The organism is Kutzneria sp. NPDC051319, assembly GCF_040682195.1.
Classification (GTDB): Bacteria; Actinomycetota; Actinomycetes; order Mycobacteriales; family Pseudonocardiaceae; genus Kutzneria.
In genome coordinates this window covers 78,813-93,192 of record NZ_JBFBAM010000034.1, presented here as the reverse complement: position 1 = coordinate 93,192, position 14,380 = coordinate 78,813, and the positions used below count along the sequence as shown (strand labels likewise).

Sequence of the window (14,380 nt, the reverse complement as noted above, 5' to 3'; positions counted from 1 at the left end):
CTCGGGCGAGCATGTGTTGAGATCATGCCTGCCCGAGAGCGGGACTCGCGGTTGTCAAAGGGGCCTGCCCTGGCGTTTGGCAGGCCCCTTCGCCGTGGAGGGAGTTACCTCAGTTGAGGGTCCACTGCTGGTTGGCGCCGCCCGCGCAGGTCCAGATCTGGAGCGGGGTGCCGTCGGCGGAGCTCTGGTTGGTGGCGTCGAGGCACTTGCCGGAGCCGGTGTTCACGAGCTCCTTCTGCGCGTTGACGGTCCATTGCTGGGCCCCGGAGCCGTTGCAGTCGTACAGCTGGACCTTGGCGCCGTTGGCGGTGCTGGCGCCGGCGACGTCCAGGCACTTGCCGAGGGCCTGCAACGAGTTGCCGGAGTGCGACCACGTCTGCGCGGCGGTGCCGTTGCAGGTGTAGATCTGCACCTGGGTGCCGTTGGCGGAGCTGGCCCCGGCGACGTCGACGCACTTGCCGCCGATGCCGGTGATGGTGCCGCCGCCGGGCGGCGGCGGGGGCGGAGTGGTGCCGCCCGTGAGCTTCTGGAAGATCCGGGAGTAGGCGTAGCCGGTGGCCCGGTCGTAGTCCTGCAGCTCCCAGAAGGACAGCTCGGCCACGCCGTTCTGGGCGGCGAAGGTCTCCAGCGTCTGGGCGTCGGTCTGGCTGAACTGGGCGCCGTCGTCGTTGCGGCCGGCGATGGGGGTCAGGCCCATCTTGCCGTAGGCGGCGGAGGTGGAGATCCCGTACAGGCCGGCGATCTGGTTGGCGGCGTTGCGGGCGGCCGACAGCGCGTCGTTGATGACGGGCTGGCCGTCGTAGAAGTCCATCACCATCAGGTTGATGACGCTGACCTTGACGCCCTTGGCCTTGGCGTCGTTGAGGACCGTGAACTGGTCGCTCTCGAGGCCGTCGGTGCCGACCGCGAGCGTGTAGTCGACCTGCACGTTCGGGTTCTGGGCCTGGAGCGCGGCCAGGGCCTGGTCGCGCCGGGCGATCGACGCGGTGTCCTTGATGACGCCGCCCTCGATGTCGAAGTCCAGGCGGTTGGTGCCGTACTGGTTGACCACGTTGGCGTACGCGGCGGTCAGGCTGGACACGTTCGTGCAGGTCTGGGCCAGCTCGCCGCCCTCGGCCCCGCCGAAGGAGGGGATCACGTTGCCGCCGGCGTTCTGCAGCGCGGTGATCTGCGACTTGAACGAGCCGACGCCGGTGCCGTTGGCCTCCCAGACCGGCGTGCAGCCGGACTGCGGCGTCAGGAACGCCAGCGTGTAGAACTTCGTGCCGGTCGCGTTCATGTCCGAGGCCATCTGGCCCGCGTCGGCGTCGCTGACCTGGAGGTAGGGCGCGGAGTAGTGGGCCGGGAAGGCCCCGCCCGCGGCCGGGGCCGCCGTCGCGGCCGGCGCGGCCACCATGGCCGCGGTCGCCGCCAACGGCAGCGCGGCGGCCAACACCGCTCTTGTCGTGATGCGCATGGTCGATCTCCTACGGGTATCGCACGGCCGGAATCGTGCAGGCAGGGGTGAAAATCCGGCATTTCACGAAATCGACAGGCCGCGACGGCGGGGGCGGTCTGGACCAATTCCGTGACGTATTCATACCGCCCGATCGGGCAGCGATCAATAGTGCGTTCGGACGTAAAACCGCAGCTCAGGGCCGGTTTTGGGAATGCTGGAGCCGTCCCGACCCATCGCGGGCGGAACGCGCGACGGGCCGGGACGGAGAATTCGGACGATCAGGACGTCAGTTGAGCGTCCACTGTTGGTTCGCGCCGCCGGCGCAGGTCCAGATCTGCAGCGGAGTTCCATCGGCCGAACTCTGGTTCGTGGCGTCGAGGCATTTACCCGAACCGGCGTTGACGAGTTCGTGCTGTCCGTTCTGGGTCCATTGCTGGGCCCCGGATCCGTTGCAGTCGTACAGCTGGACCTTGGCTCCGTTGGCGGTGCTGGCGCCGGCGACGTCGAGGCACTTGCCCAGCGACTGCAGCGTGCTGCCGGACTGGGTCCAGGTCTGCGCGGCGGTGCCGTTGCAAGTGTAGAGCTGCACCTGGGTGCCGTTGGCCGAGTTGGCGCCGGCCACGTCCACGCACTTGCCGCCGATGCCGGTGATGGTGTGGCCACCGGGCGGCGGGGTGGTGGTGCCGCCCTGCGTGCCGTTCCAGGTGAACGTGGCGCTGGTGGCGGCGGGGACCGAGTAGGTGAAGGACTCGTTGCCCCAGTTGACCCGCACGCTCTGCGCGCTGCCGCTGGGGTTGTAGGCCACGAGCGCCTTGGAGCCGTCCGGGTTGATCCACGCGACGTTGCGCACCGCGCTGTCGTTGGAGGCGATGCGGGTGGCGCCCGGCTTCACGAACTTGGTCAGCTGGCCCATGTCGTAGTACTCGATGTTGTAGTCGACCTGGCCGCGATTGTCGTTCTGGTGCACGGTGATCAGGCCCGTGCAGGTGCTGCAGCCGCCGTTGTTGGGGCCCTGGTGCTCATCGACGGCGAGGCTCCACTTCACCACGCTACGGTCCCAGTTGCGGGTGTAGTCGATGATGTTGTTCATGTCCTCGTTCTGCTGATTGCCGATCCAGTTGCCGCCCGAGTGCTCGGTCTCGTACATGTTCATCGACGGGTACTGGTTGTGGATCGTGGTCTGCTCCGAGACGTCGCCCTCGTAGCCGTGCCACGCCACGCCGCCGAAGTTCGGGTCGTTGCGGATCGACGCGTCATTGACGGTCGGGGCCGCGAAGCTGTCGTAGCTGTCCCAGTTCCAGTCCAGGGCCAGCACCTTGGTCGACAGGCCCGCGTTGTGCAGCGCCGGCAGCAGGTTGTTCTTGGCGAACACGGCCAGCCCCGAGCCGTTCCAGTTCATGCCGGGGTAGTTGCCGCCCACCGTCGGCTCGTTCTGCTCGGACACGTAGTCGACCGGCACGCCCTGGGCCTGGAAGCCCTGGATGTACTTGACGAAGTAGTTGGCGTAGGCCTGGTAGTACTGCGACTGCAGCCAGCCCTGGACGTAGGAGTTGTTGTCCTTCATCCACGGCGGCGCGGTCCACGGCGAGGCCATGACCTTCAGTTGCGGGTTGAGCTGCTTGGCCTGCTTGGTCAGCGGGATGACGTCGACCAGGTCGTGCGACAGGCTGAAGCGGGTCAGGTTGGGGTCGGCCGCGCCGTCGTCGTAGGTGTAGCTGTAGCGGGCCAGGTCGGACGCGCCCATGGGGTTGCGCAGGAAGCTCAGCCCGATGCCGTTGACCGGGTCGAACAGCTTCTGCATGGTGGCGTTGCGGGTGGCGGCGGACAGGGCGCCGCTGGAGTTCATCAGGTACGCGGTGGTGTCGGTGAACGACGCGCCCGCGCCCTCGAACTGCTGGTACCGGGTGTTCTCGTCGACCGTGATGGTCTGCTGGCCGGTCCCGGTGCCGGCGGTGAAGCTGATCGGGCTCTGCTGTTGCAGCCCGCGGGTGACGTTGCGGCCACCGGAGTCATTGGTTGAGGTCAGCCAGATGTTGACGGACTCGTTGGCGGCGTTGGCGGCCGGGGCCGCCATCATTCCGGCCACGAGCACCAGGGGCACGACGAGCAGCGTTGGTCGCACGGCAGGGCACCTCGGTTCGACAGGTTCGCAGGGGTCCGTCGGTGTGTGAGGCTCGGTGGCGGTGCGCGCGTCACACCTTATTTCGAGTCATGATTTAAGAGGTGAACTCTTGTCGCGTCAAGAGGGGGAAGTGCCGGCGGTCACACCTGGACGGGTGGCGGACTTCCACCTTGAGCACTCGGTGTGGTTCACTGTGTGTGGTCGCATTCTGTGTTCGTGTCGTATCCACGCTCGCGGAAGAAGTCGCGGGCGGTGGTCCTCCTCGCAGGGAACCGGGTGAAGTCCCCCGTCCGCGATCAGACCCGTAGCGCCGCGGTTGCGGCGAGACGTAGTACCTGTTTGAGGAGATAGATCAAGTGGCTCAGGGCACCGTCAAGTGGTTCAACTCGGAAAAGGGCTTCGGCTTCATCGCCCCGTCCGATGGTGGCGCTGACGTTTTCGTGCACTACTCGGAGATCCAGGGCAACGGCTTCAAGTCCCTGGAGGAGAACCAGCAGGTCGAGTTCGAGGTCGGTCAGGGCCAGAAGGGCCCGCAGGCCATGGGCGTGCGGGCGATCTGAGATCGTCTGATTATCGGCTGACCTGGTTCGGCTGAGCGAAGCCCGTCACCAACGGTGGCGGGCCTTTCGTTTGTTTCACTTGTTTCAGATTGTCGAATTTACGTCAAACGGACGCGCCCGTTCGCCCGAATCCCCCTGTGTCGAATCCCCGGGGCCGGGCCCCCTGCGGCGAATCCTCAGCGACGGCTGCCGCGTAGATCGTGTTCGATCGCCTCGGCGGCGCCGAGCAGATGCGGAAGCAGTTCGTTGCGGATGTCCTCGCCGCTGCCCCGGCTGGCGTGCGCGGACACGTTCACCGCGGCGATCACCTCACCGGCCGGGTCGTGGATGGGCGCCGCGATCGAGCGCAGTCCCACCTCCAATTCCTGGTCCACCAGGGCCCAGCCGGTGGTGCGGATGTGCTCCAGCATCGTGCGCAGCAGCTGCCGCTCCACCGTGGTGTACCGGGTCAGCGCGTGCAGTTCCGCCCGCTCGAAGTAGGCGTCCAGCCACTCGTCGGACTGCGCGGCCAGCAGCACTCGGCCCATCGAGGTGGCGTAGGCCGGGAACCGGGTGCCGACCGCGATGGACACCGTCATGATCCGCTTCGTCGGCACGCGGGCCACATAGACGACGTCCTCGCCGTCCAGCACGGACACCGAGCTCGATTCGTGCACCTTGGACACCAGGTTCTCCAGGTGCGGCTGCGCCACCTCGGGCAGCCCCATGCTGGACAGGTAGGCGTAGCCCAGCTCCAGGATCCGGGGCCGCAGCGCGAACAGCCGGCCGTCGGTCCGCATGTAGCCCAGCTCGACCAGGGTGTGCAGGAACCGTCGGGCGGCGGCCCGGGTGAGCCCGGTGCTGCGGGCGACGTCGCTGAGCGTCAGCTCGCTGTGCTCGGCGTCGAACGCGCGGATCACGGCCAGCCCCCGCTCCAGGGACTGGACGAAGGCGTTGCCGCGGGCTGATGTCTCGGTGTCGGTTCCGGATGGCTCGCTCATGGTGTGTCCAGGGTAGACAGCACCCGGTCGGCGACACGGAACGCCCGGTTGGCCGTGGGCACGCCGGCGTACACCGCGACCTGAAGCAGCACCTCCTTGATCTCCTCGACGGTCATCCCGTTGCGCAGCGCGGCCCGCACGTGCATGGCCAGCTCGTCCTCGTGCTGCAGGGTGGCCAGCATGGCCAGCGTGATGGCGCTGCGGGTGCGGCGGTCCAGGCCGGGCCGGGTCCAGATGTCGCCCCACGCGTAGCGGCCGATGAAGTCCTGGAAGTCGGCGGTGAACGGGGTCGTCGCCGCCTGGGCCCGGTCCACGTGGGCGTCGCCGAGGACCTGCCGACGCACCGAGGTGAAGTGCTCCACCAGCAACGGCGTCACCACATCGGGTGACTCCAGCGGGGCGAGGTGCGCCCCCGGCACGACCTTGAGCCGCGCGCCGGGAACGGCGTCGGCGATGGCCTGCCCGTGTTCCACCGGGGTGGCCCGGTCCTCGTCGCCGGCGATCACCAGCGTCGGGGCCGCGACGGACGGCAGCGCGGCCCGCAGATCCAGTGTGGCCAGGGCCTCGCAGCACGCCGCGTAGCCCTCGTCGTCGACAGCGGACATCATCTCCACCAGCCAGGCCCGGTCGGTGTGGTCGGCGGTCACCCAGCGGTCCACGACCTGTGGGGCGATCGAGGCGGTGCCGTTGGCTCGCACCGCCTTCACCCGGTCCCGCCAGGCCTGGGGCGTGCCGAAGTACGCCGTCGTGCAGCACACCGCCAGCCGGTCGACGCGCTCGGAGGCGTTGGCCGCCAGCCACAGGCCGACCATGCCGCCCAGCGACAGCCCGAGGTAGTGGGCACGCTCCACGCCGGCCTCGTCGAGCAGGTGCAGGGTCCGCTCGCCGAGGCCGTCGATGGTGTCGAGCCCGGGCGCCGCCGCCGCCCCGCCGTGCCCTGGGTGGTCGATCAGCAGCAGCCGCAACCGTTCGCCGAGCGCGGGCAGCTGCTCCCGCCACATCCGCGCGTCGGTGCCGAGCGAGTTGCCCACGACCAGCACCGGGCCCTCGTCGGCGCCGGCCCACCGGTAGTCCGTCACGCGTCCCTCACAGCTCGAAGAAGACGGTTTCCCCATCACCCTGGAGGCGGATGTCGAACCGGAGCTCGTCGCCCTCCCGCCGGGCGATGAGAGTGTGCCGCAGCTCGGCCGGCACGGCACCCAGCACCGGGTCGGCGGCGTTGGCCTGTTCCTCGTCGGGCCAGTAGATGCGGGTCACGAGCCGCTGCAGCAGGCCGCGGGCCAGCACGGTGACGTCGATGTGCGGGGCCTCGGCGTCGCCGTCGGGCGTGGGCAGCGAGCCCGGTTTGACCGTGCGGAGCCAGAAATTGCCCTCGGGATCGGTGGCCGAGCGGCCGAAACCGCGGAAGCCCTCGTCCACGGCCCCGCGCGGGTCGTCGGGGTGGTCGAAGCGGCCGGCGGCGCTGGCCTGCCAGGTCTCGATCATGGCGTCGGGCACGGGATCGCCGGCGCCGTCGTACACGGTGCCGCGGATGACCACCGCGCCGGGCGTGCCCTCGGCGACCACCTCCGGGCCGTCGGGCCAGGGCAGCCCGTCGGGCAGCGCGAAGAAGGGACCGACCGTCTGGGAGGGGGTGGTCATTCGTCCTCCTCGTCCTCGAACACCGACGCGTCGCTGCCCCGCAGCACGATGTCGAACTGGTACGACAGGGCCCACTCGGGCTGGGTGGTGGGCAGGTCGAACCGGGCGATCATGCGCTGCCGGGCCTGCTCGTCGCGGACCGAGTTGTAGATCGGGTCGAACGGGAACAGCGGGTCGTTGGGGAAGTACATCTGGGTGATCAGCCGCTGCGTGAAGGCCCGGCCCAGCAGGGAGAAGTGGATGTGCGCGGGCCGCCAGGCGTTGTCGTGGTTGCGCCACGGGTAGGCCCCGGGCTTGATGCTGACGAACCGGTAGTTCCCCTGGGCGTCGGTGACCGTGCGGCCGACCCCGCTGAAGTTGGGATCCAGCGGCGCGTCGTGCCGGTCCCGGTCGTGCGCGTACCGGCCGGCCGAGTTGGCCTGCCACACCTCGACCAGCGTGTTGGGCACCGGTCGGTTGTTGGCGTCGAGCACCCGGCCGCTGACGATGATCCGCTCGCCCAGCGGTGCCCCGATGTGCTGCCGGGTCAGGTCGTGGTCGAGCTCCCCGACCCGGTCCGCACCCAGCAGCGGCCCGGTGATCTCGGTGAGGTGCTGGGGGATCAGCTGTAACGGGCGGTGCGGGGCGCGCAGGACGCTGGACCGGTAGTGCTCGCTGGAGTTCGGCGGGTGTGACTCGCCGTCTGAGGCGTAGTGCGGAAGTTTCACCGGCTTCTCCTTCACGCTTCCAGGTCACGCTTCGAGGACGACGGCCAGGCCCTGGCCGACGCCGATGCAGATGGCGGCCAGCCCCCACCCGCCGCCGCGGCGGCGCAGCTCCCACGCCAGCGAACCCAGGATGCGTGCCCCGGAGCAGCCCAGCGGGTGCCCGATGGCGATGGCGCCGCCGTGCGGGTTGACGATGGTCGGATCCAGTTCGGGCCACAGCGACAGGCAGGCCAGGGACTGGGCGGCGAAGGCCTCGTTGAGCTCGACCACGCTCAGGTCGGACCAGCCGATGCCGGCCTTGGCCAGCGCCCGGTTGGCCGCCTCCACCGGGCCGATGCCGAAGAACTGGGGCTCGACGGCGTGCGCGGCGCGGGCGGCGATGCGGGCCAGCGGGCGGCCGCCGAAGGAGTCGATTCCGGCCTGGTCGGCGATGACCAGCGCGGCGGCGCCGTCGTTGAGCGGGGAGGCGTTGCCGCCGGTGATGGTGCCGTCGGGGCGGAACGCCGGCCTGAGCCGGGCCAGCTTCTCGACCGAGGTGTCGGGGCGAATGTTCTCGTCCCGCTCCAGCTCGGCCCCCGGCACCTGCACGATCTCGTCCGCGAACACGCCCTTCTCCCAGGCGGCCGCGGCCTTGTGGTGGCTGGCGGCGGCGAACACGTCCTGGGCCTCGCGCCCGATGCCGTGTTTCTCGGCCAGGATCTCGGTGGCCTCGCCCAGGCTGACGGTCCACTGGTCGGGCAGGGCGGGATTGACCATGCGCCAGCCCAGCGTCGTGGAGTGCAGCGTCTCGTGGGCCCGGTCGAAGGCGTGGTCGGGCTTGGGCAGCACCCATGGCGCGCGGGTCATCGACTCCACGCCGCCGGCCACGATGATCGAGGCGTCGCCGACTGCGACCGCGCGGGAAGCGCCGATCACGGCCTCCATGCCGGAGCCGCACAGGCGGTTCACGGTGCTGCCGGGCACCGACACCGGCAGGCCGGCCAGCAGCGTGGCCATGCGGGCCACGTTTCGGTTGTCCTCGCCGGCCCCGTTGGCGTCGCCGAGCACCACGTCCTCGATGCGGGCCGGGTCGAGCTCGGGACTGCGGGCCAGCAATGACTTCAACGTGCTGGCGGCCAGGTCGTCCGGGCGGACCTTGGCCAGGCCGCCGGCGTACTTGCCGATGGGGGTGCGGACGGCGTCCGCGATGAACACGTCGGTGGTCATGACGCCGCCTTCAGGGCACGCAGCACGGACAGTTCCCGCTCGGTCGGCGCGTCCGACCGGCTCAGGTCGGGGGAGACGCCGAGGTCCCACCCGGTGGCGGCCTTCACGTCGGCCAGCTCCACGCCCGGGTGCAGATGCGTGAGCACGAACTCGCAGCTGTCCGGATCCGGTTGCAGCACGCCGAGATCGGTGATGATCCGGCGCGGGCCGCCGCCCCGCAGGCCGAGCGCCTCCCGCTCGCCGGGCCCGCGGCCGAAGCCGAAGGAGGTGACGAAGTCGACCCGGTCCACGAAGGCCCGCTGGTTCTGCCGCACCACCACGACGACCTCCCGGCACGAGGCCGCGATCTCCGGCGCGCCGCCCGCGCCGGGCAGCCGCACTTTGGGATTGCGGTAGTCGCCGCCGATGACGGTGGTGTTGATGTTGCCGAACTTGTCGATCTGGGCCGCGCCGAGGAAGCCCACGTCGATGCGGCCGGGCTGGAGCCAGTAGTTGAACACCTCGGGCACGCCGATCACGGCGTCGGCGGTCTCGGCCAGGATGCCGTCGCCGATGGACAGCGGCAGCCGGTCCGGCTTGGCCCCGAGCGTGCCCGACTCGTACACCAGCACCAGGTTCGGGGCGTGGGTGCGGCGGGCCAGGTTGGCGGCGGTGCTCGGCAGGCCGATGCCCACGAAGCAGACCACGCCGTCGCCCAGCGCCCGCGCCGCGGCCACGGTCATCATCTCGTCGGCCGTGTAGTTCACGCCGCCTCCTTCGTCGGCAGCGAGAGCACTCCCTGTGTTGACTGGCTCGCTCGCAAGCTCGCTCACTTCAGGTCCTCCAGCCAGCGCGTGAACTCGTCCCGGTCCCGGCTGATCGCGTCCCATTCCTGGTAGAAGTCGTTGTCCCGCACGGAGTACCCGGCGGCGTAGGAGGGATGCGCGCCGCCCGGCACGGCCGCGACGTGGCCGACCGCCCAGGACGGCAGCACGACCGCGCCCGGCACCGGCGCCAGCTCGTCCACGATCTCCTCGACCGTGACCAGCGAGCGCTTGGCCGCCAGCACCGCCTCCTTCTGCACGCCGGTGATGCCCCACAGCTGCACGTTGCCCTGCCGGTCGGCCCGCTGCGCGTGGATGACGGCGGAGTCCAGCTGGAGCGCCGCCACCGCGGTCAGCACCTCGCCGGTGAACGGGCAGGTGATCGGCTTGATGTTGTCGGTCTGGGCCGGCAGGTCGGTGCCGCGGTAGCCGCGCAGCACCGCGAACGGCAGCCCGGAGGCGGCGGCGACGTAGCGGTTGGCCATGCCGGCGTGGCTGTGCTCCTCCAGCTCCAGCGGGGCCGGCCAGTCGTGCTGCACGGCGTCGCGGAACCGGTGCAGCGAGCCGACGCCGGGGTTGCCGCCCCAGGAGAACACCAGCTTGCGGGCGCAGCCGGCGCCGATCAACTGGTCGTAGAGCACGTCCGGGGTCATTCTGACCAGCGTGAGGTCGCGGATCCGCTGCCGGATCACCTCGTGCCCGGCGGCGAACGGGATGAGGTGCGTGAAGCCCTCGAACGCCACCGTGTCGCCGTCGCGGACGACCGCCGCCACCCCCTCCGCGAGGGTCCCGATCCGTGCCATCTGCCGTCCTCCGGTGATCCGGTCAACCGTGTCTTGTGTTCGTAATGCGCACGCTCGTTCTCTGTCCGAACATACTGCGGCTCGGGCGGTGGCGTCAATGTGACTCCGCCGTTCCACCCGTCCGGTCGCGGCAAGTGCGGTAACTTCGGTGCCGATGTCACCGATCGTCACTGTGTCCCTGGCCGCGTTCGACGTGCTCTGGGAAGAGCTGCGGCTGGGCTCGCCGCCCTACCCGTTCCAGATCCCCAGCTACGGGGAGACCTATGAGGAACGGTCACGTATTCGTGCCGCGGTCCATGCCGACCTCGAAGAGCGGGGCGTGACCGAGCGGGGGCGGGTGGCGCAACCGATTGCGGCGGCGATGGCCCTGGTGGCCCGGCCGCACATTCAGTTGGACACCATCTCCACCGTCGACGTGCAGGCCGCGCAGTCGTCGATGCTGCGCGCGGCCGCGGCGGCGCGGGGGCGGGACGCCGTGCTGATGGTCCAAGAAGGACAGATGGTCCGGCTGGAGTGGACCCGGGACACGGCGCTGGCGGCGAGCATCGTGAGCCTGCTGCCGCCGACAAAGGCCGGGCCCGGGCAGGAGATCTCGCTGCCGGCCGGCCTGGTAGGGGCCTCCGGCGACGGACGGTCGGCGATGCCGCAGATGGCCGTCACGCGGCGGACCGCGGCGTCGGTGTCCAAGGACCAGCAGAAGGCCCTCGCGGCCATGCTGGAGCCGGCGGTGCTGCGGCTCGGGCAGATCGGCGTCGGCCTGTACGACGAGCGGGGCCGGGTGCGGCGGCTGCCGGGCATGAGCTGGTTCGACAACGCCGCCGGCCGCTACTACAGCGTGGTCGCGCGCGGCCGTGACGGGCAGGACTGGGCCACGGTGTCCCCGGGCGACGGCTCGCGCATGGTCTACCGCCTCGGCGAGATGATCCGCACCGCCCGCTGACCGTCCGGTATTGGACCGTTCTCTCTCTTGACGCGCGCCTGGGCGACAGTCAAGCTTTGGACCGTCCAATTCAGGACTGTGAGGGGAAAGAAATGTCCGAGACTGCTGCACGCCCCGAGGTCGGCGCCCCGGAACGGCTGATCTACTTCTCGGACGCGGTGATCGCCATCGCCATCACGCTGCTGGCGCTGGAGCTGCCCACGCCGACCGGGGGCGTGCACGGCAACGACGGCCTGCTCCAGTTCCTGGGCGGGCACTCCACCGAGTATGTCGCGTTCCTGATCAGCTTCGCGGCCGTGGCCATGCACTGGCTGATCCACCAACGCCTGTTCCGTTACGTCGCGGGGCTGGAAGGCCGGGTGATCCGGTGGAACCTGTTGTGGCTGCTCATGATCGTGCTGATGCCGTTCACCACCAAGCTGCTGACCAGCGAGGTCGACGCGTTCCCGGTGCAGTTCACCGTGTACGCCGTGAATCAGGCGCTGGCCGGTCTGTTCCTGCTGCTGGCCTTCGCGGACCTGCGCCGGAGCGGGCTGCTGCGGCCGAACACCCCGGACGAGGTGATCGCCGACGCCGCCGAGTTCATGACCGCGGTGGTGCTGATGTTCGCGGTGTCGATCCCGGTCGCGTTCGTGACGACGCTGGCCCCGCTGTGCTCGCTGCTGTTGCCAGTGCTGCGCATGGGCGTGCATCTGGTCCGGCGACGCACCGCCTGACCTGCGGCGTCGGCGGGCGTCCCGGTGTGCGCTCGCTGTTGCCCACATCCTCACCCGCTCTTGACACCCGTCAGCGTGTTTGGTGAGCTCTGGCGAGTCGTGTTCGATTCCGTTCGGTCATGAGTGGAGTCGTGCCGCTTTCACACCGGGGTGGAAGGAACGCCGACGCATGAGGAAACGCGCCCTGACCACGGCATTAGCCGTTCTGCTGGCGATCGGCGGCGTGGCTGCGGTCGGTTCGCCGGCCACGGCCGCCGCCGACAACACGCCGACGGCCAAGCCGCTGCTGGGCTGGAGCAGCTGGAGCTTCATCCGCAAGAACCCGACCGCCGCCATCATCGAGGCGCAGGCCAAGGCCATGAAGGACAGCGGTCTGACCAAACTCGGCTATCAGTACGTCAACATCGACGACTTCTGGTACCAGTGCCCCGGCGCGCAGGGGCCGAACGTGGACCAGAACGGCCGCTGGGTGATCGACTCGACCAAGTTCCCGGCGCAGGGATCGAAGAGCGGCATCCAGGTCACCGCCGACTACGTGCACTCGCTGGGCCTGAAGTTCGGCCTGTACATGACACCCGGCATCTCCAAGCAGGCCGTGGAGCAGAACAGCGCCATCGAGGGCACGCCCTACCACGCCCGTGACATCGCGACCTCCTACAACGAGGCCAACTACAACTGCGGCGGCATGGTCGGCATCGACTACACCAAGCCCGGCGCCCAGGCGTTCATCGACGGCTGGGCCAAGCAGTTCGCGTCGTGGGGCGTCGACTACCTCAAGCTGGACGGCGTTGGCACGCAGGACATCCAGGACGTGCAGGCCTGGTCCACGGCACTGGTCAACACCGGTCGCAAGATCCACCTGGAGCTGTCCAACAGCCTGGACATCAACAATGCCAAGGCATGGCAGGACCTGGCCGACGGCTGGCGCACCGGCGGCGACGTGGAATGCTACTGCGGCGCCGACGATTCCAGCTTCCCGCTGACGTCGTGGGCGTCGGTCGCCTCGCGCTTCGACCAGGTCGCGGCGTGGGCCGGCAACGGCGGTCCCAAGGGCTTCAACGACTACGACTCGTTGGAGATCGGCAACGGCGACAACGACGGCCTGACCCCGGACGAGCGCAGGACGCAGGCGAGCCTCTGGTCGCTGGCCGCGTCGCCGCTGATCCTCGGCACCGACCTGACGCACCTCGACGCCAGCGACCTTTCGTTGCTGCGCAACGCCGACGTGCTGGCAGTGGACCAGGACGGCATCGACGCCAAGCGGATCTCCGGCGACGCGGACACGCAGGTGTTCGCCAAGAAGGAGACCAACGGCGACGTGATCGTCGGCCTGTTCAACACTGCCGGCGCCCCGCGCGCCGTCTCCACGACCGTTGCCGCGCTGGGGCTTTCCCGTGCCGTTGACTACTCGCTCCAGGACCTGTGGACCGGCGCGAAGTCGGAGTCGACGGGGACCATCTCCACCGACGTGCCGGCGCATGGCGTTGCCCTGTACCGGGTTCGTGCGCTGCACCACGCGGATCTGCTGGCCAAGCCCAACACCTCGGTCTCGCTGACGTGGGACGCGGTCGGGGCCGATCCCCTGAAGCGGACCGGCGTGCTGGAGTTCGTGGACAACGGCTCGACCCCGGTCCGGGACGTTTCCCTTGCCCTGAAGGCATCTTCCGGCGCCACGGTGACGCCGGCGTCGGTGCCGTCGCGGTCGGTGGTGTGGCCGGGGGAGAAGATTCGGATCCCGTTCACGGTGACGATCGCCGCGTCGGACACCCTGTTCACCACGGCTTCGGTCAACGCGAGCGCCGACTTCCGTTACCTCATCGGCGGTTCGGGCAAGCTCGCGGCGGCGGACTCGACGACCGTCAGCCATCCGGTCACCGGGCCGTACAAGACGTTCGCCTCCACGACCGCCCAGTTCAGCCAGCTCGGTGACCGGCTCGGCATCCAGGCCCAGGGCGCGGACCTGTGGGGCAGCACCAACGAGTACGGCGCGATGTACCTGCCGGGCAAGGAACACGACGGCTCCACCACCGTCGTGCGGATCGACTCCCAGGCCAACAGCAACGTCTGGGCCAAGGCCGGCATCATGGTGCGCAACGACATCAGCAACGCCAACGCCGGCGCGGGCCACGTGATCCTGGCCGAGACGCCCGGCAACGGGTTCCTGCTCGACTGGGACAGCGACGGCGACGGGCTGCTCGACCAGCAGGCCTCCGTGGCGACCGCGGTGTACCCGGCGTGGCTGAAGCTGGTGCGCAGCGGCACCACGTTCAGCGGCTACTACTCGACCGACGGCGTCACCTGGAACCTCGTGGGCACCGGCACCGTGCCGTCGGCCGCCGCGACCCAAGACGTCGGCGTGTACGCCATCTCGCACGCGCCCCGCACCACCGCCGAGGTCGACTTCAGCGGCTTCAGCGCCAACTAGCCGGTGTGCCACATGCGCTTCCCATTTGCCACCTGAGCG

Annotated in this window: 13 protein-coding genes and 1 pseudogene; 4 read left to right on the top strand and 10 right to left on the bottom strand. The window is 69.6% G+C overall.

The genetic code is table 11. The features are described 5' to 3' along the window. Window positions 1-109: 109 nt before the first annotated feature. Both AB0M73_RS29060 and AB0M73_RS29055 read right to left on the bottom strand, forming a co-directional pair. The gene (locus AB0M73_RS29060) at window positions 110-1,456 is read right to left on the bottom strand and encodes a ricin-type beta-trefoil lectin domain protein (RefSeq protein ID WP_363896848.1); all 1,347 of its coding nucleotides are present in this window, start codon (window positions 1,454-1,456) and stop codon (window positions 110-112) included. 268 nt (window positions 1,457-1,724) lie between these two features. Next, entirely contained in the window at window positions 1,725-3,560 is a 1,836-nt protein-coding gene (locus tag AB0M73_RS29055) for a ricin-type beta-trefoil lectin domain protein (RefSeq protein ID WP_363896845.1), read from the bottom strand. 356 nt (window positions 3,561-3,916) lie between these two features. On the opposite strand from AB0M73_RS29055, the gene AB0M73_RS29050 reads away from it, so the two are divergent. Further along, a complete protein-coding gene (locus AB0M73_RS29050) occupies window positions 3,917-4,120 on the top strand; it encodes a cold-shock protein (RefSeq protein ID WP_043717197.1) in 204 nt (67 codons plus the stop codon). 176 nt (window positions 4,121-4,296) lie between these two features. On the opposite strand, the gene AB0M73_RS29045 is transcribed toward AB0M73_RS29050, so the two are convergent. The 8 genes and pseudogenes from AB0M73_RS29045 to AB0M73_RS29010 form a co-directional block, all read right to left on the bottom strand. After that, complete coding sequence (locus AB0M73_RS29045) at window positions 4,297-5,100, bottom strand: IclR family transcriptional regulator C-terminal domain-containing protein (RefSeq protein ID WP_043717195.1); 804 nt, start codon at window positions 5,098-5,100, stop codon at window positions 4,297-4,299. Continuing rightward, window positions 5,097-5,477 carry a 4-carboxymuconolactone decarboxylase gene (gene pcaC, locus AB0M73_RS29040; protein WP_363896860.1) on the bottom strand — a complete coding sequence of 127 codons (381 nt, stop codon included), beginning with the start codon at window positions 5,475-5,477 and terminating at the stop codon, window positions 5,097-5,099. Before pcaC ends, AB0M73_RS29045 begins: the two co-directional genes overlap by 4 nt. Then, window positions 5,463-6,215, bottom strand: a pseudogene (pcaD, locus tag AB0M73_RS29035) (3-oxoadipate enol-lactonase); the annotation flags it as partial. The gene pcaC and the pseudogene pcaD, both read right to left, overlap by 15 nt. Then, the gene (pcaG, locus tag AB0M73_RS29030) at window positions 6,187-6,741 is read right to left on the bottom strand and encodes a protocatechuate 3,4-dioxygenase subunit alpha (protein WP_363896841.1); all 555 of its coding nucleotides are present in this window, start codon (window positions 6,739-6,741) and stop codon (window positions 6,187-6,189) included. The pseudogene pcaD and the gene pcaG, both read right to left, overlap by 29 nt. Next, the gene (gene pcaH, locus AB0M73_RS29025; RefSeq protein WP_363896838.1) at window positions 6,738-7,448 is read right to left on the bottom strand and encodes a protocatechuate 3,4-dioxygenase subunit beta; all 711 of its coding nucleotides are present in this window, start codon (window positions 7,446-7,448) and stop codon (window positions 6,738-6,740) included. The genes pcaG and pcaH overlap by 4 nt, the downstream gene beginning before the upstream one ends. Window positions 7,449-7,472: 24 nt before the next feature. Further along, window positions 7,473-8,654: an acetyl-CoA C-acyltransferase gene (locus tag AB0M73_RS29020; RefSeq protein ID WP_363896835.1), complete on the bottom strand. Its 1,182-nt coding sequence runs from the start codon at window positions 8,652-8,654 to the stop codon at window positions 7,473-7,475. Then, window positions 8,651-9,379: a CoA-transferase gene (locus AB0M73_RS29015; RefSeq protein WP_363896856.1), complete on the bottom strand. Its 729-nt coding sequence runs from the start codon at window positions 9,377-9,379 to the stop codon at window positions 8,651-8,653. Before AB0M73_RS29015 ends, AB0M73_RS29020 begins: the two co-directional genes overlap by 4 nt. Window positions 9,380-9,462: 83 nt before the next feature. Beyond that, complete coding sequence (locus AB0M73_RS29010; protein WP_363896832.1) at window positions 9,463-10,260, bottom strand: CoA-transferase; 798 nt, start codon at window positions 10,258-10,260, stop codon at window positions 9,463-9,465. 154 nt (window positions 10,261-10,414) lie between these two features. Between AB0M73_RS29010 and AB0M73_RS29005 the strand changes: the two genes are divergently transcribed. From AB0M73_RS29005 to AB0M73_RS28995, 3 genes are all read left to right on the top strand, one after another. Continuing rightward, window positions 10,415-11,200 (top strand): ESX secretion-associated protein EspG, encoded by a 786-nt coding sequence (locus AB0M73_RS29005; RefSeq protein WP_363896829.1) that lies wholly within the window; start codon window positions 10,415-10,417, stop codon window positions 11,198-11,200. Between the two features lie 92 nt (window positions 11,201-11,292). Then, entirely contained in the window at window positions 11,293-11,916 is a 624-nt protein-coding gene (locus tag AB0M73_RS29000) for a TMEM175 family protein (protein WP_363896827.1), read from the top strand. Window positions 11,917-12,085: 169 nt separating this feature from the next. Next, a complete protein-coding gene (locus AB0M73_RS28995; RefSeq protein WP_363896824.1) occupies window positions 12,086-14,341 on the top strand; it encodes a hypothetical protein in 2,256 nt (751 codons plus the stop codon). Window positions 14,342-14,380 lie beyond the last annotated feature (39 nt).